The organism is uncultured Desulfovibrio sp., from assembly GCF_944324525.1.
Taxonomy (GTDB): Bacteria; Desulfobacterota; Desulfovibrionia; order Desulfovibrionales; family Desulfovibrionaceae; genus Desulfovibrio.
Genome location: NZ_CALUWS010000006.1, coordinates 1 through 26,049, shown reverse-complemented (window position 1 = coordinate 26,049; position 26,049 = coordinate 1). Strand labels below are relative to the sequence as shown.

At 65.9% G+C, this 26,049-nt stretch carries 25 protein-coding genes; 12 read left to right on the top strand and 13 right to left on the bottom strand.

Annotated features, from left to right (window positions below; genetic code table 11):
* The first annotated feature begins 115 nt into the window (after positions 1 to 115).
* The 4 genes from Q0K12_RS02880 (at position 116) to hydF (ending at position 4,839) form a co-directional block, all read left to right on the top strand.
* A complete protein-coding gene (locus Q0K12_RS02880) occupies positions 116 to 874 on the top strand; it encodes an SPOR domain-containing protein (protein ID WP_297260222.1) in 759 nt (252 codons plus the stop codon).
* A 56-nt stretch (positions 875 to 930) separates the two neighbouring features.
* Positions 931 to 2,385, top strand: coding sequence for a monomeric [FeFe] hydrogenase (locus tag Q0K12_RS02875; RefSeq protein ID WP_297260220.1), 1,455 nt, complete (start codon positions 931 to 933; stop codon positions 2,383 to 2,385).
* Positions 2,386 to 2,585: 200 nt separating this feature from the next.
* On the top strand, positions 2,586 to 3,566 hold the full coding sequence (gene hydE / locus Q0K12_RS02870) for a [FeFe] hydrogenase H-cluster radical SAM maturase HydE (protein ID WP_297260218.1): 981 nt from the start codon (positions 2,586 to 2,588) through the stop codon (positions 3,564 to 3,566).
* Positions 3,559 to 4,839, top strand: a complete 1,281-nt coding sequence (gene hydF / locus Q0K12_RS02865; RefSeq protein ID WP_297260216.1) for a [FeFe] hydrogenase H-cluster maturation GTPase HydF — start codon at positions 3,559 to 3,561, stop codon at positions 4,837 to 4,839. Before hydE ends, hydF begins: the two co-directional genes overlap by 8 nt.
* 1,143 nt (positions 4,840 to 5,982) lie before the next feature.
* Here the strand turns inward: hydF and Q0K12_RS02860 are convergent.
* The 7 genes from Q0K12_RS02860 to Q0K12_RS02830 all read right to left on the bottom strand — a co-directional run bounded on the left by Q0K12_RS02860 (position 5,983) and on the right by Q0K12_RS02830 (position 11,483).
* Positions 5,983 to 6,360 carry a CrcB family protein gene (locus tag Q0K12_RS02860; protein WP_297260214.1) on the bottom strand — a complete coding sequence of 126 codons (378 nt, stop codon included), beginning with the start codon at positions 6,358 to 6,360 and terminating at the stop codon, positions 5,983 to 5,985.
* A 36-nt stretch (positions 6,361 to 6,396) separates the two neighbouring features.
* Positions 6,397 to 6,540: a hypothetical protein gene (locus Q0K12_RS02855; protein WP_296304279.1), complete on the bottom strand. Its 144-nt coding sequence runs from the start codon at positions 6,538 to 6,540 to the stop codon at positions 6,397 to 6,399.
* Positions 6,537 to 7,355 carry a pyrroline-5-carboxylate reductase gene (gene proC, locus Q0K12_RS02850; protein ID WP_297260213.1) on the bottom strand — a complete coding sequence of 273 codons (819 nt, stop codon included), beginning with the start codon at positions 7,353 to 7,355 and terminating at the stop codon, positions 6,537 to 6,539. The genes Q0K12_RS02855 and proC overlap by 4 nt, the downstream gene beginning before the upstream one ends.
* A gap of 380 nt (positions 7,356 to 7,735) precedes the next feature.
* Positions 7,736 to 8,146 carry a hydroxyisourate hydrolase gene (gene uraH, locus Q0K12_RS02845; RefSeq protein WP_297260211.1) on the bottom strand — a complete coding sequence of 137 codons (411 nt, stop codon included), beginning with the start codon at positions 8,144 to 8,146 and terminating at the stop codon, positions 7,736 to 7,738.
* A gap of 88 nt (positions 8,147 to 8,234) precedes the next feature.
* Complete coding sequence (locus Q0K12_RS02840; RefSeq protein ID WP_297260209.1) at positions 8,235 to 9,467, bottom strand: divergent polysaccharide deacetylase family protein; 1,233 nt, start codon at positions 9,465 to 9,467, stop codon at positions 8,235 to 8,237.
* Positions 9,468 to 9,479: 12 nt separating this feature from the next.
* On the bottom strand, positions 9,480 to 10,781 hold the full coding sequence (locus Q0K12_RS02835; protein ID WP_297260207.1) for a S41 family peptidase: 1,302 nt from the start codon (positions 10,779 to 10,781) through the stop codon (positions 9,480 to 9,482).
* A 189-nt stretch (positions 10,782 to 10,970) separates the two neighbouring features.
* Positions 10,971 to 11,483, bottom strand: a complete 513-nt coding sequence (locus Q0K12_RS02830; protein ID WP_297260205.1) for a rubrerythrin family protein — start codon at positions 11,481 to 11,483, stop codon at positions 10,971 to 10,973.
* 214 nt (positions 11,484 to 11,697) lie between these two features.
* On the opposite strand from Q0K12_RS02830, the gene Q0K12_RS02825 reads away from it, so the two are divergent.
* The gene (locus tag Q0K12_RS02825) at positions 11,698 to 12,333 is read left to right on the top strand and encodes a YigZ family protein (RefSeq protein WP_297260203.1); all 636 of its coding nucleotides are present in this window, start codon (positions 11,698 to 11,700) and stop codon (positions 12,331 to 12,333) included.
* 16 nt (positions 12,334 to 12,349) lie between these two features.
* Here the strand turns inward: Q0K12_RS02825 and Q0K12_RS02820 are convergent, their stop codons facing one another.
* The 5 genes from Q0K12_RS02820 to folD all read right to left on the bottom strand — a co-directional run bounded on the left by Q0K12_RS02820 (position 12,350) and on the right by folD (position 16,640).
* Positions 12,350 to 12,925: a TetR/AcrR family transcriptional regulator gene (locus Q0K12_RS02820; protein ID WP_297260201.1), complete on the bottom strand. Its 576-nt coding sequence runs from the start codon at positions 12,923 to 12,925 to the stop codon at positions 12,350 to 12,352.
* Position 12,926: 1 nt separating this feature from the next.
* Positions 12,927 to 13,400 (bottom strand): chemotaxis protein CheW, encoded by a 474-nt coding sequence (locus tag Q0K12_RS02815; protein ID WP_297260199.1) that lies wholly within the window; start codon positions 13,398 to 13,400, stop codon positions 12,927 to 12,929.
* 591 nt (positions 13,401 to 13,991) lie between these two features.
* Positions 13,992 to 14,468: a DUF4952 domain-containing protein gene (locus Q0K12_RS02810; RefSeq protein WP_297260197.1), complete on the bottom strand. Its 477-nt coding sequence runs from the start codon at positions 14,466 to 14,468 to the stop codon at positions 13,992 to 13,994.
* A 103-nt stretch (positions 14,469 to 14,571) separates the two neighbouring features.
* The gene (locus Q0K12_RS02805; RefSeq protein WP_297260195.1) at positions 14,572 to 15,744 is read right to left on the bottom strand and encodes a DUF805 domain-containing protein; all 1,173 of its coding nucleotides are present in this window, start codon (positions 15,742 to 15,744) and stop codon (positions 14,572 to 14,574) included.
* Between the two features lie 41 nt (positions 15,745 to 15,785).
* Positions 15,786 to 16,640 (bottom strand): bifunctional methylenetetrahydrofolate dehydrogenase/methenyltetrahydrofolate cyclohydrolase FolD, encoded by an 855-nt coding sequence (gene folD / locus Q0K12_RS02800; RefSeq protein ID WP_297260193.1) that lies wholly within the window; start codon positions 16,638 to 16,640, stop codon positions 15,786 to 15,788.
* Positions 16,641 to 16,799: 159 nt separating this feature from the next.
* Here folD and Q0K12_RS02795 point away from each other — a divergent pair, with 159 nt between their 5' ends.
* From Q0K12_RS02795 to Q0K12_RS02780, 4 genes are all read left to right on the top strand, one after another.
* Positions 16,800 to 17,846 (top strand): phosphodiester glycosidase family protein, encoded by a 1,047-nt coding sequence (locus Q0K12_RS02795; RefSeq protein WP_297260191.1) that lies wholly within the window; start codon positions 16,800 to 16,802, stop codon positions 17,844 to 17,846.
* Positions 17,847 to 17,994: 148 nt separating this feature from the next.
* Positions 17,995 to 18,375, top strand: a complete 381-nt coding sequence (locus Q0K12_RS02790) for a desulfoferrodoxin (RefSeq protein ID WP_297228855.1) — start codon at positions 17,995 to 17,997, stop codon at positions 18,373 to 18,375.
* 33 nt (positions 18,376 to 18,408) lie between these two features.
* Positions 18,409 to 18,549 carry a rubredoxin gene (locus Q0K12_RS02785; protein ID WP_297228853.1) on the top strand — a complete coding sequence of 47 codons (141 nt, stop codon included), beginning with the start codon at positions 18,409 to 18,411 and terminating at the stop codon, positions 18,547 to 18,549.
* A 99-nt stretch (positions 18,550 to 18,648) separates the two neighbouring features.
* Entirely contained in the window at positions 18,649 to 19,854 is a 1,206-nt protein-coding gene (locus Q0K12_RS02780) for an FprA family A-type flavoprotein (protein WP_297260189.1), read from the top strand.
* A 518-nt stretch (positions 19,855 to 20,372) separates the two neighbouring features.
* Here the strand turns inward: Q0K12_RS02780 and Q0K12_RS02775 are convergent.
* Positions 20,373 to 21,569 (bottom strand): LarC family nickel insertion protein, encoded by a 1,197-nt coding sequence (locus tag Q0K12_RS02775; protein WP_297260188.1) that lies wholly within the window; start codon positions 21,567 to 21,569, stop codon positions 20,373 to 20,375.
* Positions 21,570 to 21,789: 220 nt separating this feature from the next.
* Between Q0K12_RS02775 and Q0K12_RS02770 the strand changes: the two genes are divergently transcribed.
* The 3 genes from Q0K12_RS02770 (at position 21,790) to Q0K12_RS02760 (ending at position 25,645) form a co-directional block, all read left to right on the top strand.
* On the top strand, positions 21,790 to 22,455 hold the full coding sequence (locus tag Q0K12_RS02770; RefSeq protein ID WP_297260186.1) for a CBS and ACT domain-containing protein: 666 nt from the start codon (positions 21,790 to 21,792) through the stop codon (positions 22,453 to 22,455).
* 188 nt (positions 22,456 to 22,643) lie between these two features.
* Complete coding sequence (locus tag Q0K12_RS02765; RefSeq protein ID WP_296304256.1) at positions 22,644 to 22,961, top strand: TusE/DsrC/DsvC family sulfur relay protein; 318 nt, start codon at positions 22,644 to 22,646, stop codon at positions 22,959 to 22,961.
* Between the two features lie 230 nt (positions 22,962 to 23,191).
* The gene (locus Q0K12_RS02760) at positions 23,192 to 25,645 is read left to right on the top strand and encodes a PBP1A family penicillin-binding protein (RefSeq protein ID WP_297260184.1); all 2,454 of its coding nucleotides are present in this window, start codon (positions 23,192 to 23,194) and stop codon (positions 25,643 to 25,645) included.
* Positions 25,646 to 26,049 lie beyond the last annotated feature (404 nt).

Here is a 26,049-nt window from a genome sequence, read left to right as displayed (position 1 = left end):
GTCAATGCCGCCGCCCCGGCATCCGGCGGGCCCGGCGCGCCTCTCTTTACCTTCAGGACCCGTCAGGTTATGTCTTACGACGGCAAACAGAGAGAACACGGCCCAAGGAGCTTCCATGTCCAATACCCTCCGCCCGAAAAAGACCCCCGGCAAGGAGGAAGCCGCGCGCCCGGGTATCCCGCTGACGCTGCCTTCCATGCTGGCCGTACTTTTTCTGGCGCTGGTCGCCATATCTTCCTCCTATCTGGTCGGCGTCATGTTCGGCCGCAGCCAGTGGGAAAGCAGCACGCCCATGAGCACCGACAGCAGCGACGCGCCCCGAAACGTGCGTCCCGACGGCGAGACCGACACGGAAAGCGCCGTTGCCGGGACGGAGGCCCCGGAACAGGAGCCGGGCGATGCGGACGGGGAGCCGGAGGGCATCCTTTCCGCCGAGGAGCTGCGTTTTTCCCGCGTACTGCGTGCCGCGCCCGGCGAAACGGTGGAGCTGGCCAGCCCGCCGCTGCCGCCGGCGGTGCCGCCGCAGCCCGCTCAGGGGCAGGCGGCTCCCGGCGCTCCCCAGACGCCGCCCATGCCGCCGGGCATGCAGGCCGCCGTGCCCGAAGGGCAGCAGGCCCCGCCGCCCGCGCCCGCCACCATGCATGACTATGTTTTTCAGGTGGGGGCCTTCCGGGACGAGGCCTCGGTGGACGATCTGCGCCAGCGGCTGGAAGGCAGAGGACTGCGCACCCGCATGGAGCGCAGCGGCAAATTATATCTTGTTCTGGTTCTGCTGCGCGGCACGGATGAACGCGCGGCGGAGATCCCGCGCATCATGGAAGAGTTGCGCCTCGGCAAGCCCATGCTGCGAAGCCGCAAACCGGTTTTGCGCTGAGAAGGTCCGTTCCTGCGGGACGAAACTCCTCCTTCGACCTTTTTTCAGGAGATGACATGACCCTGCAAAACAAGAATATGGTCTGTGCCCTGCGCCTCGGCGTCATCGGTCACATTGCCCGGGCATTCTGGGAAGATCGTCTGGTCGAGAGCATCGACAACATCCCCTTCGTCATGCGGCCGCGCAACGGCAATGAGCAGACGCGCTGCTGCATCTACAAGGACAGGGCCATCCTGCGCGAACGCATCATAGCGGCACTGGGCTTCCGGCTGGAAGATCAGACGGACGACAGCGTGCCCCTGCGCGACCTGGCCGAACAGGCCCTGGCCGACCAGACGCCCAACTGGCCCATCCTGACCGTCTGCGACATCGCCTGTCACGGCTGCATGAAGGCCCGCTATTTCGTCAGCGACGCCTGTCAGGGCTGCGTGGCGCGTTCCTGCGCCGGGAGCTGCCGTTTCGGGGCCATATCCTTTGCGCAGGGGCGTTCCTATATCGACGCAAACAAGTGCCGCAACTGCGGACAATGCCATGAGCACTGCCCCTATCAGGCCATCGTGCGCCTGAATGTCCCCTGTGAGGCCGCCTGCCCGGTGCAGGCCATCCACAAGGGCCCCGAAGGCCGCGCGGAGATCGATTTCGACAAGTGCACGAGCTGCGGCCGCTGCATGCGGGCCTGTCCCTTCGGCGCGGTCATGGAGCGCAGCGAGGTGCTGGAAGTGCTGCAGGCCCTGCGCAGCGAGGCCCATGTGACGGCGCTGGTGGCCCCGGCCATGGTCGGCCAGTTCAAGGGCGGCCTGCCGCGCATCATCACCGCGCTCAAGGAACTGGGCTTTGACGAGGTCATGGAAGTGGCCTCCGGCGCGGACGTCACCAGTCAGAAGGAAGCCGAGGAATTCGTGGAACGCATGGCGCGCGGCGACAAATTCATGACCACCTCCTGCTGTCCGGCCTATGTGGAGGCGGTGCGCCGTCATGCGCCCAACCTGCTCCCCTTCGTCTCCGAGACGCGCACGCCCATGCATTACACGGCCGAGCTCTCGCGTCAGGCCCACCCCGAGACCATCAACGTCTTCCTCGGCCCGTGCGTCGCCAAGCGCACTGAAGGACTCAACGATCCGCTGGTGGACTTCGTGCTGACCTTCGAGGAGGTCGGCGCGCTGCTGGACGCCAAGGGCATCGTGGTGGAAGACTGCGCCGAGGCCGGGCTGGGCAATGCCAGCGGGGCCGGACGCGGCTACGCCATCTCCGGCGGCGTGGCCGCGGCGGTCAAGAAGGTGGTGAGCGAACGGGAGGACGTACGCCCCATCTTCATCAACGGCCTTTCCCTGCAGGCTCTGCGCAAGATGCAGTCTTACATCGACGGCAGCTGCCCCGGCAACCTCATCGAGGTTATGACCTGCGTGGGCGGCTGCGTGGGCGGCGCGGGCGTGCTGGCCGAGGCGGACAAGGCCGCCCGGCTGGTGGATCGCTTTGCCCAGTCCTCGCCGGACAGCGCGCCGCGCGGCTGATCTCCCGGCAGGGGGTCGCTTGTATGAGTATTTTGTCTTTGGCCGAACGTGAGCGGAAAAACCGCGTTTTTTCCGCGAAACGCCAGGCCGTACGGTGTGAAACGCGAAGTGTTTCACACGAAAAATGCTCATACGGGCGGCCTCCTGCCTTCCGTCATTCCCCGCCTGTCCAGTCCGTTGTCCGACCGCTTTCCCGCACTATGAACCGCCGCCAGATCCTCGAACTGCTTTTCCGCATGCCGTGGCCCGAACTGCGGGCGGCGGCGCAGCAACAGCGCCGCGCCGCCGTGGGGCGGCACGTCTTCGTGCGCGGCCTGCTGGAATTCTCCAACCTCTGCCGCCGCAACTGCCGCTACTGCGGCCTGCAGCGCGCCAACCGCGAGCTGCGGCGCTACTGCCTGACGGAGGGACAGATCCTGGCCGCCGCCCGGCAGGCGGCCGCCGCCGGGGTGGATACCCTCGTCCTGCAATCCGGCGAATGGGAGCGCCCGCCGCACTGGCTGGCCGGCATCGTCAGGTGGGTCAAGGCCGAGCTGGGGCTTGCCGTGACCCTCAGCGTGGGAGAAGTGCCGCGCGAGCATTATGCCTGCTGGCGGGAAGCCGGCGCGGACCGCTTCTTGTTGCGGCATGAGACGGCGGATGCGGCCCTGTATGCCCGCCTGCATCCCGGTCACCGGCTGGCGGAACGCCTGCGGGCGCTGGAATGGCTGGCGGAGCTGGGTTACGAGGTGGGGTCCGGCTTTCTGGTGGGCGTGCCGGGGCAGCGTCCCACGTCGCTGGCGGACGACATCCTGCTGGTGCGGCGGCTGGGCGTGGCCATGTGCGGCGTGGGCCCCTTTATCCCGCAGACCGAAACGCCGCTGGCCCATGCGCCCCGTGGCGACGTGCCGCTGACCCTGCGGGTGCTGGCCGTCCTGCGTCTTGTCCTGCCCACGGCGCACCTGCCCGCCACCACGGCGCTGGCGAGCCTCTCCCCCGCGGACGGACAGCGTCAGGGCCTGCTGGCCGGGGCCAACGTGCTCATGCCCTCCTTCACGCCGCCCGCCTGCCGTTCGGCCTACCGCATTTACGACAACAAGGCGCAGGTGAGCCTTGCCGCCGCCCGCCACGCCATAACCGCCGCCGGGCTGCGGCACCGTCTGCCCGCCGCCCCTCCGGCAGGAGATCCCGCCCATGTCTGATGCCCGTCGTCCCCAGCGGCTGCATATCGGTCTCTTCGGCCGCCGCAATGCCGGGAAGTCCAGTCTGTGCAACGCCTTGTGCGGACAGGATGCGGCCCTCGTCTCGCCGGTGCCCGGCACGACCACCGACCCGGTGGAAAAAGTGATGGAGTTGGCCCCGCTGGGCCCTGTGGTGCTGCTGGACACGCCCGGCCTGGATGACGCGGGGGAACTGGGCGCGCAACGCGTGGCCCGCAGCCTGCGCACGCTCGAGGAAGTGGACATGGCCCTCATCGTGCTGGAAGATCAGCGCTGGGGAGCGCCGGAACGCGAACTGGCCGCCCTGCTGAAGGAAGCGGACGTGCCGTTCGGCATCGTCTGCAACTGCCGGGCCGACGCGGCGGAACAGGCTGCCCGGCAGCTGGGGCCGGAGGCCTTCGCCCTGCCCGCGTCCGTCCCGTTGACCATCTGCCGTCTGGACGGAGCGGCCACGCCCGCCGGCGCGCTCGACGGCGTGCGGGAGCTGCTGGTGCGCCTGCGGCCGCAGGAGGAAGAGCCTCCCCTGCTGCGCGATCTCCTGCCTCCGCGGGGACGGCTGCTCCTCGTCTGCCCGCAGGACGGCAGCGCGCCCAAGGGACGTCTCATCATGCCGCAGGTGCAGGCCATCCGCGATGCGCTGGATGGGGACGCGCTCTGCCTCGTGGTCACGGACAAGGCCCTCGGCGCGGCGCTGGACAGCCTGCGCGAGCCGCCGCAGCTCATCGTCTGCGACTCGCAGGTCATCGCCGCCGTCGCCGCCACAGCGCCGGCGGAGGTGCCGCTCACCACCTTTTCCGTGCTCATGGCCCGCCTCAAGGGCGATCTGCCCCTGCTGGCGCGCGGCGCGGCGGCACTCCACAGCCTGCGGCCGGGCGACACGGTCCTTATCCAGGAAGCCTGCTCGCATCATCCGCAGGCCGACGACATCGGCCGGGTCAAGATCCCGCGCCTGCTGGCCCGTCTGGCGGGCGGAGAACTGGACTGCCGCCTGCTGGCCGGGCGTCACTGGCAGGACTATGCCGCCGCCCCCCGGCCCCGCGCCGTGGTGCACTGCGGCGGCTGCACCCTCAGCCGGCGTCAGATGACCCGCCGTCTCATCACGGCCCAGCGCGCCGATCTGCCCATGACCAATTACGGTATGGCCATATCGCTGGCGCAGGGCGTGCTGGAGCGGGTGCTGTCGCCTTTCCCCGAAGCTCTTGCCGCCTACCGGGAGGCCTGCCTTGACCAGAACGTCCGGGCAGGGCATGCTTGACGGCATATATGAAGGCAGTCCTAGAGCATTTCCAGTTTGAAACGCGTTGCGTTTCAAACCATACGGTCTGGCGTTTCGCGGAAAAAACGCGGTTTTTCCGCTTGGTTTGGGCCGGGCGGCGCTGTGCCGCCGCCTCGCGTTTCACCTTTTTCAAAGGTGAAACGCTCTAACGCCCTTTAAGGGAGGTCTGTATGGATATCCTGCTTATCCTGTTGATCTGCGGCCTGCTGGGCTTTGGCCTGTCGCGCCTCATCGGCAACGGCGCGGCGGGCAACGGCTGCGGCTGACGCCCCAACCTGCGCGCCCTCGGTCTGAGGGATCCGCTGAACGACAATGAACTCCCCCCGCGCAAGGGCGGCTTCTTTTTCGACAGCACGCCCGGAGCAAGGACGCCGTCCGCCGCGTCATCCCGTCCCGCCGGCAGCAACCGTAGCGGCGATCATGCCGGGGGCGGATCCTCAGCCGGTTCGTCGTGCGACGGAGGCGGCGGGAATTGAACGGCATCAGGGCCGGGACGCATGATCAGACACCCCATCTCGAGGAGGGAAGTCTGACCCTCTGGAAAGGAAGATATTCTTTCCTTTGAACGGATGCTTCGCGCCCCATCCTCCTCACCCCGGCGGAGGGTGGGGGAAAGGCGGAGGAGCGTGCGGAGGAAAAAATGCCTTTCTGCAGGGCAACGCTCCGGGGAGGGCCCCGCAGGGCCGCGCCGGCAGGCATCGCCAGCACAGCAGGAGGAGACTTCTCCCCCCCAAAAAACACACAAGGAATCCTGTACCTGGAGGACCTGCATGATATGGGAACTGCTCAGCTTGCTTGGTAAATTTTTACTCGTGGTTTTTCTGCTCTTCCTGATTTACTTCATCTTCCGATATCTTGTCTTTGACGACATGATAAAAAAACGCTGCGGCTGACGCCCCAGACAGCGTGCCCTCGGTTCGAGGGCCCCCGTGGACGGTACTGGTGGCACTCTGAGCAAGGACGACGCTTTTTTCGATGACACCCCCGATTCCCATGCCCCGACAAGCGGTCGCTGCCCTCATTGCGGGGGATTCTTTGGCGGGGACGGCGATGGAGGCGACGGCGACGGTGGGGGGGATTGTGGAGGCTGCGACGGAGGCGGCGGCGGGGATTAACGGTGCATCAAAGCTGCCGGGCCAGCGTCATGCCCAGCAGCAGCGCCCCCATGCCCAGCACCACCTGCGCCCCGATGTTGAAGAACAGCAGCACAAGGCGCGTCTGCCCCAGCGCGAAGGAATCGAACATGAGGGACGAAAAGGTGGTGAACGAGCCCATGAAGCCCACCAGCAGGATGATGCGCACATGGTCGGGGATGAGCAGACGCACGGCCGCCAGATGCCAGATGAAGCCGAAGAGGAAGGATCCCACCACGTTGACCGTGAAGGTCCCCAGCGGATACTGGCCCCCGGCCAGCCGGTTGGCCAGCTCCGATGCGCCATAGCGGGCCAGCGTGCCCATTGCCCCGGCCAGCGCCAGCAGGCCCATATTGCTCAGGGTCATTGTCGGTCGCTCCTTTTCGCTGTCAAAGGCAGCGCGTCAGTTGTGCGTTGCTTCCGCCGCCATCGCCCGTACGCTCACTGAGCGGGCATGGAGGCGGGTCGTCTGGAAGACGGGCAGCGGCGGAGCCTCCCGCCGGACAAGCAGGCCGAGGTTCCGCATGCCGCCCGCCGGTCGGTTCATGCCTTGCCGCCTTCCATCTCGCGGCCGCGCTGCTCGGCGGCCAGCACGGCATCCACCAGCAGGCCGGAGAGGCCCGCCCGGTCGAGCACGTTGACGCCCGCGATGGTCAGCCCCGCCGGAGAGCAGACGTTGTCCCGCATCTCCATGAGAGGCGTCGTCTCTTGCCGGGCCATGCAGGCGCAGCCTTCAAAGAGGGCCGCCACCAGCTCGCGCGACTGCGCCCAGGAAAATCCCTGCGTCACGCCAGCCTGCACGAGTCCCTGCATCATCTGGAAGACATAGGCGGGGCCCGCGCCCACCAGAGCGGAAAAAGCGGTCATCCGCGCTTCGGGCAGCTCCACGCAGACGCCCAGATCCGCAAAAAGGCGCAGCACGCGCTCCCGGGCATCCGGCGTCAGGGCTGGATCGTCAAAACAGAGCGCAAACACGCCCTTGCCCACCAGCGCGGGCGTATTGGGCATGCAGCGCACCACCGGACAACGGCCGTCGGAAGCCGCGCGCAGGCGCTCCACGCTCACGCCGGCCGCCACGGAGATCAGGATCTTTTCGGGGCCCAGCGCCGGAGCCATGCGGGCCAGCACGTCCTCCACCTGATAGGGCTTGACGGCCAGCACGACGATATCCGCCTGCCGCGCGGCCTCCTCCGGCGTTTCGCAGAGACTGAGCCCGCGCGCCACCAGGGCTGCCGCGCGTGACGGCGTGCGCGTCATGCCGGTCAGGGCATATCCCCGCTCGGCGGCAACGGCGAGCCAGCCGCCCAGCATGGCCCCGCCCATGTTGCCGCAACCGATGCAGGCAATAGTGCATGTGTGCATATGCGTTCCTCCTGTTGTCCCGTGCGTGCGGGACGGCAAACGATCGGCCGTCGCCGCTGTCCGCGCCGCGAAAGGGGTCGTCTCCCCTGCTACGCTCTCGGGAAGGGAAAGTCCAGAGCCAGCCCCGCCGCAGGCGCGCCGGCCATCGTGACGGCGGCTGCGCGGCAGCAAAAAAGGGCACGGGCGGGATCATCCGCCACGGGCCCTTGCGCTTTTGTGCGGGCAGTGCTGTTGCCCCGCCCTGGAGCGATTTCCATTTGGAAACGCAACGCGTTCCAAACGGAAAAAGCTCTATTCGCTGTCTGTTGGGGGGAAGGGAGCGTGCATGGATAATTTACCTTATCCATTGCACTAACATGTTGCATTCGTGTTAACAGGTCCTAGTTGCCGCGATAGGTGGAGTAGCCGTTGGCCGACATGGTGATGGGGATATGGTAGTGTCCCGACCCCTCGATGCCGAAGATGACCTCCACAAAGGGATAGAGCGACGGCTCGTTATGGGCCTTGAAATAAGGGGCCACCTCGTAACGCAGCTTGTAGGTGCCGTCATTGCCCACGCCGGGCAGGAAATTGGCCACCCGGCCGTTTTCGTCCGTCCGGCCTTCGGCCACCTTGACCCAGATGTCCTTGGCCGTATCGATCTTGAAAAGGATGATCTCCACACCGGGGACCGGTTTTCCCCGGCTGATGTCCAGGATATGCGTGGAAAGCTGATAGGCGTCCGCACGGGCCGCGGTCGCGCCCGCCGCCAGCAGGGCCAGCGCCAGGCAGGCATGAACAAGCCACTTCATAAGACCTCCGTAATGTTGCGTGTACGTGTGTCAGTATGACACGCCGGACAGGCGCACGCCGTGAGCGGGCACACGTCCGGAAGAAAGATCAGCGTCTGCCGGGGGCCACGGCCAGGTGCCAGACCAGCCGCCGCAGCGACACCACGGCAACGCCCTCGCGTCCGGCGGCCACGGGCCACTCCCGCAGCGCCTGCACGGTCTCCGGGTAGGGATGGCCGATGGCGATGGCCACGCCGTGGCGTTGCGCTTTGGCGGCCGCGATGTCCAGAGCGGCCAGGATGGCCGGGACCTTGCGTTCATTGTCCAGAAAGACGCTGCGCTCGGCCCCCACGAGGCCCTGCTGCAGGGCTTCCTTGCAGAGCACGGAATGGTTTTGCGTCATGCTGTCCAGCACAAACAGCCCCTGTCCGCGCAGCAGGCTGCACAGCAGGCGGCAGCCGTTGCGGCTGCCGGTGAAGCGCGAGCCCATGTGGTTATTGAAGCCGATGGCCGTGGGCAGACGCGTGAAGGCGGCATCCAGCACGGCGCGCATCTCGGCTGCGCTCATGCTTTCCGTCAGGGCATGCGGCCCGGCGTCGGGTTGTTTGCCGCCCTCGCGACGCAAGGGCTGCATGGGCAGATGCACGATGACGTCAAGGCCGCGCTCCCGGGCCAGCCGTTCCACGTCGTCCGCCCGCCGCGCATGGGGCCAGATGGCGAAGTTCACCGGGAACGGCAGGGCGGCAAGCTGCTCCGCCGTATCCAGACGCTGCCCCATGTCGTCGATGACGATGACCAGCGAGGCAGGCCCCAGCGGCCTGGCCAGCGCGCCGAGCCGGGCCTCATGCCCCGGGAAGCGGATGCGCAGGACGGCCTGCTCGTTGATGCAGGCTTCCAGGCTGCCGTCGTCCCGCCAGACGAGGCGCGGCTCCCCGCCAGGCTGCAGCAGGGGGGACTCCGCCCCCGGATGCAGGGAGCGACGCCAGACCTCCACCCGTTCCTGCATGCCCAGAGCCAGACGCAAAGGGGCGCTCACCCCTTCCATGACGTACTCCGGCACCGCGTCGCCGGGGCGGGATACCTGACGCAAACGGGTATGGGGCACGCCTTCCGCCGCCCGCTCGAGAACGGCCAGAAAGGCGCGCTGCCGCAGGGCCTGCAGGTGCAGGCCATCCTGTCCCGGCAGCAGCCGGGGAGCGCGGGGGCCTTCCAGCCCCAGCGCCCAGATCCCGACAGCCAGCGACAGGCCGAACCAGAGCACGCCGAAGAGCAGCAGACGCCATGCTTGCGCGCGCCCTTCCGCTGTCCGGCGTGTTCCGGCGGAACTGCCCATTTCCAGCATGACCGGCGGCCGCTACTTGATGGTGCGCATCCGGGGCAGGCTCTTCACCAGATTGAGGGCCATGCGCAGCTGGTTGTCCCGCTCAAGCTGTTCGCGCCCTTCATTGGCCGTCTTGTCCTTGCCCTTGGCGGTCTGCTTGCCGTTCTCCAGATGCCGGTTGAGGTCTTTTTCCCGCACGAGGAAGCGCTCGGCCTCCTTGTCCTGTTCGCGCGGCGCTTCAAAGGGCACGTCCACATCCGGCACGATGCCCTCCGCCTGGATGGAGCTGCCATTGGGCGTGTAGTACAGCGCCACGGTCAGCTTGAGGCCGGACTTGTCCATCAGCGGGATAAGATTCTGCACCGAGCCCTTGCCGAAGGAGCGTTCGCCCACGATGAGGGCCCGCTTGTGGTCGCGCAACGCCCCGGCCACGATCTCCGAAGCCGAAGCCGAGCCGGCATTGATGAGCACCACCAGCGGCACGTCGGCCATGTCCTCGGGCTGCTTCCGGGCCGAATACACGCGCTGCATGGCGCTGTCGCGCCCCTTGATGGAAACGATGTCCCCGGAAGACAGGAACATGTCCGCCACTTCCACGGCCTGATCCAGCAGGCCGCCGGGGTTGTTGCGCAAATCAAGGACGATGCCGCGCAGGCCTTCCCGCTTGCTGTCCTTGACGGCCTGCGTCAGCGCCTTGCGCAGCTCGTCGGCCGTCGGCTCGGCGAAGCGCGAGAGCCGCACCCAGTAATAGCCGTCCTCCAGCTTGCGGGACTTGACGCTCACCAGCGGGATGGCGTCCCGCACGATGCGCACGGTATGCGGCGTCTTGGAGTTGGTGCGCAGCAGAGTGAGCTCCACTTCCGTCCCCTTGGGGCCGCGGATGCGGGAAGCCACCTCGGACAGGGAAAGCTCCTGCGTGGGCTGGCCATTGATGGAAAGGATGAGGTCGCCGGGCTGCACCCCCGCACGGAAGGCCGGGGTATCGTCAATGGGCGTGAGCACGGTCACCTGACCGTTTTCCAGCGTCATTTCGATACCGACGCCAAAAAACTCTCCGGCGGTGTTCTCGTGCATCTCCTTGTATTCTTCCGGCGTCATGAAGGTGGAATGCGGATCGAGCGCCGACAGCATGCCCTTGAGCGCGCCGTTGATGAGGTCCGCGCGCGTCACGTCCTTGACGTAGTTGCGCTCCACCAGATCGAGAACCTGGCTGAAGCGCCGCAGATCCTCGTATTTGCTCTCGGGCGAAGACGCGGCGGCGGCAAAGGCCGGGGCCCCGCCGCCCAGCAGCGCCAGACTCAGCAGAGCGCCGCACAAAACAGATATGGTACGCATGGATAAGGCCTCCTGATCGCCCGGCCGTCTGGATGCGGCACGGGTGGAATACGCATCTTGCCCGCTTTCCCCTCAAATTGCAATGCGGCCCCGGGCTGCCGCTCCGTACGGAAAAAGACGGCGCACACGGCCGGGAAGCCGCATGCGCCGCACATATCGTCCGTCAGGAGCCTTGACGGCTCGACGGCATTACTTGTTCAGGCAGCAGGTGTCGTCCACCTTGAAGAAAGCCGCGGCACCGCCGCCGCACACGGGACAGGAATCGCAGGGACCTTCGTGGGTGTAGCCACAGACGCGGCACACATAGTAGTCGGTGGAGGCCAGACCCTTGGGATCGGCGAGGGCCTTCTTGTACAGATTGGCGTGCACTTCTTCCACCTTGTTGGCGAAGTCGAAGTACTTGGCCACGGCGGTGTTGCCTTCGGCCTCGGCGTCCTTGATCATTTCGGGGTACATCTTGGTGAACTCATAGGTCTCGCCTTCGATGGCGGCCTTGAGGTTCTCCTCGGTGGTGCCGATGTGGCCGGCGTTCTTCAGATGGGCATGGGCATGGATGGTCTCGGCGGCGGCAGCGGCGCGGAAGAGCTTGGCCACCTGGGGCATGCCTTCCTTGTCCGCCACGGCGGCAAAGGCGAGATATTTGCGGTTGGCCTGGGATTCGCCGGCAAAAGCGGCCATCAGATTTTCCTGGGTCTTGCTCATGGTATGTCTCCTTCAAAAAGTGTTGTCGTTATCAGGAACAATTCCTGTTTAATGGAATCCACCAGCCTTGTAAAGTCTTTTTTTCCGAAAACCCATTTTTTTCTTACGCGTCCGCGCGCCGGGACGCAACTTGTCAGAACGGCGGCGACGGGCTATACAAGCCGGGCCAACCTGTCACGCGCGACCGGCCCTGCCGGCGCAAGGGCCTTTTTGCATGAGCCGCTACCCTGTCCCCGCCGTTTTTCCCGATCAGCCGCATCAGGCCGAGCTCGTCATCCGCCGCAGCCGCTTTCTGGCGCACTGCGCCCGCACCACCGGCCATGCCGAAGCGCGGGCCTTCGTGGAGCGCATCCGCACCGAGCATGCCGACGCCACCCACAACTGCTGGGCCTATGTGGCCGGCCCGCCGGAACAGACGGCGGAGATCGGCTTTTCCGACGACGGCGAGCCCCACGGTACTGCCGGCCGGCCCATGCTGCAGATCCTGCTGCACTGCGGCGTGGGCGAGCTCTGCGTCGTGGTGACGCGCTGGTTCGGCGGCGTCAAGCTGGGCACGGGCGGCCTCGTGCGCGCCTATCAGGACAGCGTGCGCGCCGTACTGGCCGATCTGCCGCAGGAGGAGCGCGTCCCCCGCTGCCGCGCCTGTGTCCGCGTGGAGTTCGCCCACCTGGACAGGCTGCACCGTCTGCTGCCCGATGTGGAGGCCCGACTGCTGGAAGAAAGCTATGATGCCGCCGCCAGCCTGACCATCAGCCTGCCCCGCGCGCGCTGGGACGAATTCTCGGCCCTGCTGGCCGGCCGCACCGACGGCCGGGCGGAATGCAGCCTGCTGGAAGATCCGCCCGCCTGAGCCGGCCAGTCGGCCATCACGCTCTGTCCGGCCGCAGGGCGCGGGCGTACGCCCGCCAGAGCGCCTGGGTCAGTCGCTGTGCCGGCCCCGGCCCGGCGTACAGCAATTCAGCGTGGATCCCCCGCAACATGCCGGTGAAGGCGAGCGCGGCCTCAGCCGGCGGCATGCCCAGCGGCGCGCTCGCCGTCTGCCTGAGCAACGCCTGCTCCACCCGCCGGACCAGCTCGGCGGAAAAGACCTTGTCCCGCTCGCGGATATGCGCCGCCAGCGACGCCGGCGGCAGATAGATGCTCCGCAGGAGGAAAGGCAGATGCACGGTGCGCTCGAAGCGGCCCGCCGTCTCTTCGAGGTAGCGCTGCAGACCGTCCGCGACGGACGCCTCCGGCGTCACGGCGGCCATGAGTTCCTGGAGCTCCACATCCACCGCCTCATCGAAAACGGTACGGAACAGATCTTCCTTGCTGCGGAAATGCGCGTAAAGCGAGGGGGCCTTGATGCCCACGGCGGCCGCGATGGCCGAGAGCGGCGTGGCCGCATAGCCGTGCTCCCCGAAGAGCCGGACGGCCGCCAGCCGAATGTCCCGGGCGGACATCTCAGCAGTCCAGCGCCTGCCGCAGGCTGTCCGTACAGACAAGGTGCGCCGTATCCAGCACGACCAGCATCCCCGCCCCGGTGATGACCATCCCGGAAATGGCCTCGATCTCTCCGCCGCCGTAAAGCGAAGGCGGTTCCTTGATCTCGCTGGCGGCATAGCTGTGCACATGGCCGATGGAATCCACAAGGAAGCCCACCACCATGCCGTTGATTTCCATATTGATGATGCGCGTCTGCTTGTCGTACGGCCGGCGGGGGATGCCCAGACGGGCCCGCAGACTGACCACGGGGATGACCAGCCCGCGTAGATTGATGACGCCTTCCATCTCTTGTCCGGCACGCGGGACGCGCGTCATGTCCTGCGGCAGGAGGATCTCCCGCATCTTGAGGATGTCCACGCCGAAAAGCTGGCCATCAAGATAGAATGTTCCGAATTGGATGACCCCGGATAGGCCGGTGCCGGCCGTCTGCATGCTTTGCCTCGCTGGGAAGTTTCCTAACGCTTGTTAGTCTTTTGTGTACGCTTTCCCACGTCGGGCGTCAACAGGCAGCCCGCCCGCGAGGTGGAGGGCTTGGGGGGAAGGATAGCGAGTCCCTTACGGGCATCGACAGCAGAGCGCGACCGAATGGCGGCCCGAGGGCCGTGCCCGTTAGGGCCTGTTAACACTATTCGTCGCCTGTTTTGGGGGGAAGGGAAACCCCTCCGCCTGCGCGGGAGCGGTTTCCCTTCCCCCAAGCCCCCCATCCCTTCCCCAGCGCGCTTTTATCAGGGGAGGATACCGAGGACGAGGCAGCCTCCCCCCTGAGGGCAAGCGGAGTTTATATAAATGAGTTGCCTTATCTATTGAAAATAATATGTAAAATTTGCGTTAGCTGGCCCTAGGCGACGCAGGAGTTACGGGCATCGACAGCAGAGCGCGACCGAATGGCGGCCCGAAGGGCCGTGCCTGTTAGGCCGTAAGGCCTTACAGGCATCGACAGCAGAGCGAGGGGCCCCCCTTTCCCCCAACATACAGAAGAGAGGGAGGGGGAGGGAGAGAGAAAGAAAGACGGGGCCAGGCCGCTCAGTCCGGCCGTCCGACGTCCAGAGGGACGTCCACCCGCACGGCAAACCAGGCGATGCCCGCCCAAGCCGTCCTGTCGGGAGCGAACGTGCCGGACTGCGGCACCTCCCCCATGCTGACGCATGCCTGAGCATCCGCGGGCAACGCCCATTTTTTCGGCAGGGAGGCACGCAGCGCCGCAAGAGACAGCCGCCCTTCCCCGCCGTCCGGCACGCCCCAGATGCCAAGCGAACGCACGAGCGCCCCCATGTGACATCGTTCGCGCAGCACCTGCTCCACAGCGGCCGCGTCGCTGCCGCGCACCCGATAGCGGGCGGTGAGGCGCTGCTGTCCGTCCGGCCCTTCCCGGCGGCAGAAAAGGAATTCCAGTCCCGTGGTCTGGATGCCCGCCGCACGCAGCATATCCCCGCATTCCTGCTCCTTGCCCGGCATGACCGGGAGCAGGCGGGGAAACGTGAGGGCGGCCTCCGGCGGCACAGGGGCAAACTGCCCGTCCGCGGCGGGACAGGGAGCGACCGCTCCCCCTCCCCACCACAGCAGGCAAAGGCAAAAGATCCCCCAGCGCCGCAACGGCGAGGACTCAGCGCTTGGGTTTGGCCGGGCCCGCTTCATTGGCTTCCAGACGCTGCATGGCCTGCGTCACGGTCTGCCCGGGCCGGATGCAGTCCGCTTCACGGCGAGCGTCCTCGGCCTGTTCCATCTCTTCCAGCAGGGAGTCCACCAGCTCCTCGTCCTCGGCCGGGTCCACCTGAGCGGCCAGGTCCTGCAAGGAATGTGAAGCCAGCGACATTTCCTCCGGCGTCATGTCCGCAGGCGGCCAGTCGCCACGGCCACGATTGGCGGGAGGGATCGGCGCGGCCGGGGCGGCGGGAGCAGCCGGAGCGGCCGCGGTCTGCGCTCCGGCGGCCACGGCGGCCCCTACGGCCGTCTTCTGCAGCGCCTGGGCGACCATCTGGGCAAAGGCTTCCGTGGGGGTCGGGCCTTCCGCGGCGGGCGCGGGGCTTTCCGGCACGTTGACCTTCACCACGTCCTGCACGGCGGGCGCGGCCTCCCGGGCCAGCGTGCCGGCACGCAGCTCTTCCTCCGTTTCCTTGTCCAGCTCCACACGCGGCACGTCATGCCATTCGGGCGACGCCACGCCGTCAAGGTCGATGACCTCGTCGGCCTCGTCATCCTCCAGATCCAGGGGGACGCCGTTGACGTCCGTCGGCGGCAGATGCTGCGGCATGCGGCCCAGCGGATCTTCACCGAAGCGGTTGTTCCCGTGCGTCCCGTCGCCCAGAAAGACCAGGCCCAACGACACCACGGCCAGCGCTTCCAGTACGGCCAGTCCGCCGGCGCAGATCTTCAGCACCATGAGCGGCAGCTCCCCGGCAACGACCTGCCAGGACGTCAGCAGCCAGCAGCACAGCGCGGCGATGCCCGGCACCAGCGCGGCGATGACCCAGCGCCCGCTGGCGTCCATGTCGTGCAGACGCCGGATGGTCACGCAGACGGCCGGCGTCAGCAGGCCGAGCCAGATGATCAGCAGCAGCAGGCGCAGCAGCAGACGCGGGATCTCCTCCCCGGCGGGCAGGGGCTGTGCCCAGAGGCCGGGGAACATCTGATCCAGCGCCAGCATGAGCCAGACGAGCAAAACGGCCAGCGGCAGGGCCAGCAGGGAGAACAGCCAGAATTCTTCCCGGTCGGCCCGGCCTTCATACTCCAGGAAACCGGAGCCGAAGCAATGTTTCCAGACGCTCAACAGGCGCATGATGAGTCCTTATGGCTGAATATGACGGATAGACGGCGATCTCAGCAGTGTTCCTGCCAGGACTGCACGGTGTTCTTGAGCAGCATGGCGATGGTCATGGGGCCGACGCCGCCGGGCACCGGCGTTATGGCCGCCACCTTGTCCTTGAGGGCGTCAAAGTCGGCATCCCCGCACAGGCCCTCGGGCGTGCGGTTGATGCCCACGTCGATGATGACGGCCTTTTCGCTGACCATGTCGGCGGTGAGCATCTTGGGCTTGCCCACGGCCAGAAAAATGAAATCCGCGGCCCGGCAATGCTCGGCCAGATCCGGCGTGCGGGAATGGCAGACCGTGACCGTGGCGTCCCCGTATTCGCCGGGACGGCCCAGCAGCATGGCCAGCGGCTTGCCCACGATGTCCGAGCGGCCGAGCACCACGGCCTTCTTGCCCTGGGTCGGCAGCTTGTAGTAGCGCAAAAGTTCGATGACCCCCGCGGGCGTGCAGGACATGAGCCCCGGCAGCCCCAACGACAGACGTCCCACGTTCTCGGGATGGAAGCCGTCCACGTCCTTGGCCGGATTCATGGCCAGCAGGCACTGGGTGGCGTTGAGCCCGTGCGGCAGCGGCAGCTGGAGCAGGATGCCGTCCACGTCGCTGCGGCAGTTCAGGTCCGCGATGAGGGCAAGCAATTCTTCCTGACGGGTGCGGGCGGGCAGGTGATAGGGCAGGGAAATGATGCCCGCCTCCTTGCAGGCGCGTTCCTTGTTCCGCACATAGACCTGCGAGGCAGGGTCATCCCCCACAAGGATGACCGCCAGTCCCGGCGCGCGGCGTCCCTTGGCCGTGGCCTTGGCAATGAGCTTGTGCAGTGCCGTGCGCATCTCGAGCGCCACCTTTTTCCCGTCTATCAGCAGCATCTTACACCTCTCTTCGTTTTTCGGGGGGGCTGTGGAAAAATGAGGGGGATACTATAGCTCCCTCCGCTTTCGGATTCAAGTCGGCGTTCATGGCCCCGGCGAGCCCCCTTCCGACAGAAGAGACTTGCTTTCCCCCCGCCCGAAACGTAGGCTGAGGGCATGGAACGCTGCCTATCCGCCCTGCCGCACGGACGGCCGCTCTGCCGTCCCCATCCCGGCCGCCGCCGCTCCGGTCCGCTGCGGCACTGCGCCCGGCTGTTCCTCTTCGCCTGGCTGCTCTGCCTTGGCTGCGGCGCGACGCTGCCGGTGCGGGCGGAGCCTCTGGGGAAGCCTGCCCCGGCGCGGGAGGCGGCAGCGCCGCCCCTCCCCAGTCCGACGGAACCGGCGGAACCGGCGGGATCGGCGGCAACAAGCAGTGACGCTCCCGCCATCCCCTGGGTGGAGCAAGACGGGCTGGCCTTTGCCGAGCTGCCCCTGCCGCTGCGGGACGGCCCGGGCCCCAGCCTGGCCGTGGTGCGCCTGCCCCCTGAAAATTTCGACTTCGTGCTCTGCGCCGTGGGACGCGGCAAGCATCCGCCCCTCACCCTGCGCCAGTGGGCCCAGCGCGAAGGCCTCTCGGCGGCCATCAACGCCAGCATGTACCTGCCGGACGGCGTGACCAGCACCGGCTATCTGCGCGAAGGGGACTACGCCAACAATCGCAGACTGGTACGACGTTTCGGGGCCTTCTTCGTCGCCGGGCCCGACGATGCGGCCCTGCCCGCCGCCACCATCATCGACAAGGACGAGCCGGACTGGCAGGAGCGCCTTGCCCGCTACCGCCTCGTCGTGCAGAACTACCGGCTCATCAGCCGGGACGGTCGCATCCTCTGGAAACCCGGCGGCCCGCGCACCGCCATCGCCGCCGTGGGCGTGGACGCCGAGGGACGCATCCTTTTCCTGCACTGCCGCGAACCGCTCGACGCCTACAGCTTTGCCGAGGCCCTGCTGCGCCTGCCGCTGCGCCTGGGCGCGACCATGTATGTGGAAGGCGGCGGGCAGGCCGGGCTTGTCCTGCGCGCGGGCGGCATCGAACGCGACTATGCCGGGCGCAGCGCCGCGGAATTTTTGTCGGCGGGCAGCATCCGGGTCGCCCTGCCCAATGTGCTGGGCGCACGGCGGCGTGCGGCCGCGCCTGAATCGGGGACGCCCGCCGGCCGTCGCTGACGCCGCTAATAAAAAAATTTCCTGTTAACGGGCAAAAAGTCTTTACAGGCGGCACGGAATAGGACACACTTGCTTCGTCAGCGCGGCAGGCCCTCCGCTGAGGAGCGTATGCCGCCAATCCAGCGAACCAATACATCGAGAGGACACCATGCCCAAGCATCTCGAAATTTACAAGTGTCAGCATTGCGGCAATATCGTTGAAGTTTTCCACGGCGGGGCCGCCCCCCTCAACTGCTGTGGCCAGCCCATGAAGCTCATGACCGAAGGCGCTACCGACGGCGCTCAGGAAAAGCATGTGCCCGTCATCGAAAAGATCGACGGCGGCTACAAGGTGAGCGTGGGCAGCGTGGCCCATCCCATGGAAGAAGCCCACTACGTGGAATGGATCGAGCTGATCGCCGACAATCAGGTGCTGACCTGCTTCCTGAAGCCCGGCGACAAGCCGGAGGCCGTGTTCAAGACCGACGCCGCCAAGGTGACGGCCCGCGAATACTGCAACCTGCACGGCCACTGGAAAGCGGAAAACTAATCCCCTGGACGATACTTACAAGGAGAGATTCCCATGCAGAAATATGTTTGCGGCGTTTGCGGCTACGAATACGATCCGGCGGAACACGACAACGTGCCCTTCGACCAGCTCCCCGACGACTGGACCTGTCCTGTGTGCGGCGTGAGCAAGGATCAGTTCGCTCCCGCCGAATAGGCTGAGCCTGCCTGATGCCATACGCCTGCCCTGTTTTTGAATGGGGCAGGCGTTTCCTGTTGTATTGCGACAACCCCCAACGCTGTTGACGGAGTTCCCATGCAGCCCTTTGAACTGAAAAAAGACATCTACTGGGTCGGCTGCGTCGATTATGACCACCGCGACTTCCACGGCTACTCCCGCTCGCCCGAAGGCACCACCTACAATGCCTATCTGATCAAGGACGAAAAGAACGTCCTCATGGATACGGTGTCCCCGGGCTGCGCCGGCACCCTGCTCTGCCGTCTGGGCAAGATCATGGAACCGGAAAAGGTGGACTACATCGTCTGCAACCACATGGAACTGGACCATGCCGGCTCCCTGGCCCAGCTCGTGGAACGCTGCAAGCCCGAAAAGATCTTCTGCTCCACCCTCGGCCTGAAGTCCATGCAGGGCTATTTCAACACCAAGGACTGGCCCGTGGTCGCCGTCAAGAGCGGCGACAAACTGGAGATCGGCAAGCGCACCATCATCTTCCAGGAGACCCGCATGCTGCACTGGCCGGACAGCATGGTCTCCTACATCCCGCAGGACAAGCTGCTGATCAGCAACGACGCCTTCGGCCAGAACATCGCCACCAGCTGGCGTTATGCCGATGAGCACGACGAAGGCGATTTCGTGCGCGCCATCAAGGAATACTACTACAACATCGTCCTGCCCTACTCCCCGCAGGTGCTGGCCACCCTGCCCATCGTGGAGGGCCTGGACATCGACATGATCGCGCCCGACCACGGCCTCATCCACCGCGGCGAGAAGTCCGTGCGCTTCATCATCGACATGTACCGCAAGCTTGCCGAACAGAAGCCCCAGCAGCGCGCCGTCATCTTCTACGACACCATGTGGAAGTCCACCGAAAAGATGGCCTATGCCGTGTGCAGCGGCCTGGAAGAGGTGGGCGTGCCCGCGCGCCTCATGTCCGTGAAGAACAACCACCACAGCCAGATCCAGACCGAACTGGCCGACTGCGGCGCGGTGCTCGCCGGTTCGCCCACGCACAACAATACCGTGCTGCCCCTGGTGGCCGCCCAGCTCACCTACATGAAGGGCCTGCGGCCCAAGAACCGGGTGGGTGGCGCTTTCGGCTCCTACGGCTGGTCGGGCGAATCCGCCAAGTACATCCACGAACAGCTCGAAAGCATGGGCATGGAGATGCCCGCCGCGCCGGTCAAGTGCAACTGGGCCCCCGGCCATGAGGCTCTCAAGGCCTGCCACGATCTGGGCAAGACCGTGGGCGAAGCCCTCAAGCGCAAGTGCCAGGGCGAATAAGCCCTGTCGGCCACGATACAAAAAAGGAACCCCGCTCCCGGCGGGGTTCCTTTTTTTCGTCCTGTCACAGCACCAGGGCCTGTCAACACTGCTCGCTGTTTGTCTGGGGGGAAGGGGAACCCCTCGCTCTCCTGTCGATGCCCGTAAGGCTCCTGTGTCACCTAACGGGCACGGCCCTGCGGGCCCCTTTCGATCGCTGCCAGCGCGGGAGGGCCCAGCATTTTCGCAGCGAAGCGAGAAATGCGTTCTTGTTATTCTTCCCCCCAAAGCCCCCCATCCCTTCCCCAGCGCGCTTTTATCAGGGGAAAAAGCAGGGAGGCAGGACGCATCGCCCCTTAGGGCAGGCGGGGCATGTACAGTTCGTTTTCTGTATACATTGAAATAATTAGTAAAATTTGTATTGACAGGCCCTAAAACATTTTCCGCTTGGTTTCGGCTGGGCGGCGCTGTGCCGCCGCCTCGCGTTTTCCCTTTTTCAAAGGCAAAACGTGCTATTCGCTGTTTGGGGACATGCGCCCTCAGCGCATTTCGTACTTCCCTTCTTCCGGCCTGTCCTGCCGGGCGTCGCCGCTGAAACGCAGGGCCGGCATGCCGAGACCCTGCCCGGCGGCATGACGGACCAGGGCATCGGCTTCCGGCCGAACGTAGGGACGCCCCTCCAGCTCATAGCATTTGGCCGGCATACGCTCCCCGTCGCAGAGCGCCGTATCCGCCGTGCGCGGCAGGACGGCCCTCTCCAGCCGCTGGATGCGCACCCCCAGGCTGTGCGTATGCCGGAAGACCAGCCGCAAAGCTTCCTCCTGCGCGGCAGGCGCGCACAAGACCCGAAGCGCGCCGGAGGGACGGTTCTTCTTGCCGGTCCCGGCAAGCCAGAGCACATCCAGCACCGCCGGGGCCGCAGCCAGCGCCTCGATGGCCGCCCCGAGCTCTTCGCCGCTCAGATGATCCAGATGGCATTCCAGCTGGCAGACCTCTTCCCGGCCGCCGCAGCGCTGCGCGTCCGTCGGGCCGTTGCCCGTCACTTCCCAGATGCGCAGCCCGGCCGGGGCCGGACGCGAACCGTAGCCGGTGCCCAGCCGTCCCAGCCGCCCCAGCGGCCCGTCAGCAAAACCGTCCGCCAGCGCATGCACCAGCGCCGCGCCGGTAGGCGTCACCAGCTCGGTCTGCGCGTCGCTCGGACGCACCGGCTTGCCCTGCATGAGCCAGGCCGTGGCCGGAGCGGGCAGGGGGATGCGCCCGTGCGCGCACTCGATGCTGCCGCCGAACCACGGCAGGGGCGAGGCCGTCACCCGATCCACGCCCAGCTCTTCCAGCCCCCAGCAGACGCCGAGGATGTCCACCAGCGTGTCCACGGCCCCGACCTCATGGAAATGCACCTGCTCCGCCGGGATGCGGTGCGCGTGCGCCTCGGCCCGCGTCAGGCCGTCCAGCACGGCCAGAGCTCGCGCACGCACGCGCTCCGCCACGTCCGCCCGGCGGAAGATGGCGGCGATGTCCGCCGGATGGCGCAGGGGCTGCTCCTCCTCCCGCCAGCGCACGTCCACGCAAAAGCCCGGCCCGCCCGCGCGGTTCTCCTCCCGGCATTCGATGACGCAGGCCACGCCGGCCCGCTCCAGACAGGCCGCAAGCGGAGCGAAGTCCACGCCCAGATGGGCCAGCGCCGCCAGCGTCATGTCGCCGCTGATGCCGTTTGCGCAATCCCAGTACATTTCCATGTGCCGACCTCCTGACTGCTCCGCCGGAGCGGAAAAACGGGCGGACTTGTACAGCCTCAGCCCTTGGTGTATACTTGTTTGAAAGAAAGCTTCGTACGAACCGCCTGCCTCAGCCGCGGCAGCACATTGCCGGGAGCGGGCAAGGCGTCATACGCTGTCATGCCAACACGGCGGCATGCCGCCGCACCGTACCGTCAACCATCACCGCCAAGGAGGCTGCATGGCCGTCAAGCACTGGATGACCAACGACGTCATCACCGTCAAGGCCGACACTTCGCTGCTCAAGTGCCGTAACCTGATGAAAGAAAAAAATATTCGCCGCGTGCCCGTGGTGGATGACGAGAACCATGTCATCGGCATCATCTCCGACCGGGACGTCAAGAGCGCTTCGCCGTCCAAGGCGACGGCTCTGGAAGTGCATGAGATGCAGTACCTGCTGGCCGAGATCAAGGCGCGCGACATCATGACGCCATCCCCCGTCACTGTCAAACCCGACGCCACGGTGGAAAATGCCGCCGTCCTCATGGTGGACCGCAAGATCGGCGGCCTGCCGGTGGTGGGGGATGACGGCAAGCTGTGCGGCATCATCACCGACCAAGACATCTTCAAGGTGCTCATCGACATCACCGGCGCCCGCCTCGGCGGCCTTTATGTGGCGCTGGAAGTGGACGACAGGCCCGGGGCCATGCGTCCGGTCTTCGACACGCTGCGCGAGCAGGGAGCCCGCATCAGCTCCGTGCTGAGCCGCAATCCTGAAGGCGCGGGCAAGCGGCAGGTCTTCATCCGCACCATGCCCATGAGCGGCCCCGCGCAGGAAGCCGCCACCATCGATGCCCTGCGCGGCGTGGCCAAGATCCTTGATTTCTCCCACTGCGAACCGGTATAGTCCGCTCAGGGAGAACGACTGCGGCAGGGAGGCCACGCACTTGCCAATGTCGCGTTTTTATGGCAAAGCAATTCGTGGCGGAGCAGAAGATGCTCCACCAAGCACTGGGAAATCGGCCGATTATCGGCTGGCGGGCTTTGGGGCATATCGCCCCTGAGCGAGAGTAATACATGTCCAAGGAGGACACGATGGCTGAAATCACGTATAAGGGTAAAACCTTTGAAGTTGACGAAGACGGCTTCCTGCTCCACTTCGACGAGTGGTGCCCCGAGTGGATGGAATATGTGAAGGAATCCGAAGGTATCACGGAACTGAATCCTGACCACCAGAAGATCCTTGACTTCCTCCAGGATTACTACCGCAAAAACGGCATCGCCCCCATGGTGCGTATCCTCTCCAAGAACACCGGCTACAAGCTGAAGGAAGTGTACGAACTCTTCCCCTCCGGCCCCGGCAAGGGCGCCTGCAAAATGGCTGGCCTGCCCAAGCCCACCGGCTGCGTGTAGTCGCTACCGGCTTTCAAAGGCGGAACTTCGGTTCCGCCTTTTTTTTCACCCCGACGCGCCCCACGCTCTCCCAGCACCCCACTCCGCTGCCCGGCGGTGCTGTCTGCCCGCCTGACCGCATCGTCCCCCGCGCCTCACGCCGCGTTTTGCCGCTTGACCGCCGCACCGCGATGGCGACACACCACCTCCCCCCTCTTTACCTTGGCGCAAAAAAACGGTATCGCCCTGCCATGAAATTCTCTCGCATCCTGAAGCGCACCGCGCTTGTTTTTCTGCTGCTGATCTTTCTGGGCGGCCTTGGCGCCGCGGGCGTCGTGGCGACCCTTTTTTACTGGGCCTCGCGGGATCTCCCCGATCTGGACAGGCTCATCAGCTATGATGCGCCGCAGGCCACCACCATCCTGGCTCGGGACGGCTCCATCCTCGGCACGCTGGCGCACGAAAAGCGCTACGACATCAAGCTGACGGACATGTCCCGCTATCTGCCCATGGCCTTTCTGGCCGCCGAGGACGACAATTTCTATACGCATCCCGGCATCGACATCGTGGCCATCATCCGCGCGGCCCTGCACAATCTGCAGCACGGCGGCACGGGACAGGGCGGCAGCACCATCACCCAGCAGATCATCAAACAGCTCCTGCTGACCTCGGAGCGCAGCTATACCCGCAAGATCAAGGAGGCCATCCTTGCCTACCGGCTGGAAAACAGCCTCAGCAAGGATGAGATCCTGCTGACCTATCTCAACTACATCTATCTGGGCCAGCATTCCTACGGCGTGGAAGCGGCGGCGCGCACCTACTTCGGCAAGCACGCCGCGGACCTGACGCTGGCCGAATGCGCGGTCATCGCCGGACTGCCGCAGGCCCCGAGCAAGTACAATCCCTTCCGGCGGCCCGAGTCCGCCCAGGCACGGCAGCGCTATGTGCTGGAACGCATGCGGACGCTGCAGTGGATCAGCGAGGAAGAATACCAGAACGCCTGCAACGAGCCCCTTGTCTACTGGAGCATGCCGGACGGGCGCGGCGGGGCTGCCGACTGGTATCTGGAAGAGGCACGCCGTCTGCTCATCGAATTCTTTACCGAGCAGAACCTGCGCGCGCTCGGCATCGATACGCCCCGTTACGGCGAGGACTACGTCTATGAAGCGGGCCTGACCGTCCAGACCGCCATGGATCCCGTGCAGCAGGAAGCCGCGGGCGCGGCCCTGCGCCGCGGTCTGGAAGAACTGGACAAACGGCAGGGCTGGCGCGGCCCCCTCACCCATCTTTCCAGCAACGACCAGAAGGAATTTCTGGAGAAGAGCGACTTCACCCCGGAAAACCTGCTGGGCGGCTCCTGGGCCAGGGCGCTGGTCACCAAGGTGGAGCAGCAGCGGGCGGAAGTGGCCTTCGGCAAGGGCTATGTGGGCGTCATCCCCATCGCCAATATGAGCTGGGCCCGCACGCCCAACCCCAAAGTGGCGGGCATGTATGCTCCGGCCATCAAGGACGCCCGGCCGGTGCTGAAGCCCGGCGACGTCATCCTGGTCTCCGCCGCCGAAGAAAAGGTGACGACGACCGATCCCAAGACCAGGAAAAAACGGACGGAGACCGTTCCCTACGATTCCGGCCGCGTGCGCCCCGGCACGGCCATCCCGCTGCTGCTGCAGCAGGTGCCGGAAGTACAGGGCGCGCTGGCCTCCATCGAACCGCAGAGCGGCGACGTGGTGGCGCTCATCGGCGGCTACCAGTTCGGCAACAGCCATTTCAACCGGGCGACGCAGGCCCGGCGGCAGCCCGGCTCCAGCTTCAAGCCCATCGTCTACTCCGCCGCGCTGGATTTCGGCTTCACGCCGACCTCCGAAGTGCTGGACGGCCCCTTCGTCTACGTCAATCCGTACACCAATGAAGTCTGGCGGCCTTCCAACTACGAGCACAATTTCAAGGGCGTCATGCCCCTGCACCGGGCGCTGGCGCTCTCGCGCAACACGACCACGGTCCGCGTGGCCCATACCATCGGCATCGAGAACGTCATCATGCGGGCCAAGGCCCTTGGCCTTGAACCCAATTTCCCGGCGGAGCTCGCCATCTGCCTGGGCGCTGTGGACGTGACCCCGCTCAACCTGACGCAGGCCTATGCCGCCTTTGCCAACAACGGTCTGGGCGTGCGGCCACGCATCATCACCTCCATCAAGGACAACAAGGGCCGCGAACTCTACCGGCAGGACCCCGAGCACTGGCAGGCCGTCAGTCCGCAGAACGCCTTCCAGATGGCCACCCTGCTCAAGGAGGTGGTCAACGCCGGTACCGGCAGCCGCGCCCGCGTCGAAGGGCATACCAATATCGCGGGCAAGACCGGCACCACCAACGAGGAACGGGACACCTGGTTCGTGGGCTTTTCGCCCTATCTGGCCACCGGCGTCTATGTGGGCTTCGATCAGGTGCGCTCGCTGGGCCGCCTCGAACAGGGCGGACGGACGGCAGCCCCCATCTTCCGCTACTACCGGACAGCGGTGGAAGATCTCTACAAGGATCAGCCGCAGGAGTTCACCATGCCCCCGGGCATCACCATGTCCGGCGGCCTGGCCTTCCAGGGAGAGCCCATACCGGGACTTTCGGCGCTCGACGGCGGCGAGGGCACGACCGCCGACGGCATGGCCGACACCTCCGACGGCGGCGAGGCCCTCATGCGCCAGATGTTCTAGGGCCTGTTAACACTATTCGTTACTTGTTTGGGGGGAAGGGGAACCCCTCGCTCTGCTGTCGATGTCCGTAAGGCTCCTTCGTCGCCTAACGGACACGGCCCTCCGGGCCGCCCGTTGGATCGCCGCCGGCGCTGGAGGGGTTCCCCTTCCCCAGCGCGCTTTTACCGGAGGAAGAGTCAGGGACACGAGGCACCCCCGCCTCTATGGTAAGCGGAGCGAGTACGGGCGATAAGGATTGTATATTGAAATTATTTGTAAAATTAGTGTTAACAGGCCTAGGACCTGTTAACACTATTCTTTGCTTGTTTGGGGGGCAGAGGAACCCCTCGCTCTGCTGTCGATGCCTGTAAGGCTCCTGCGTCGCCCAACAGGCACGGCCTGCGGCCGCCCGTCGGGTCGCGCTC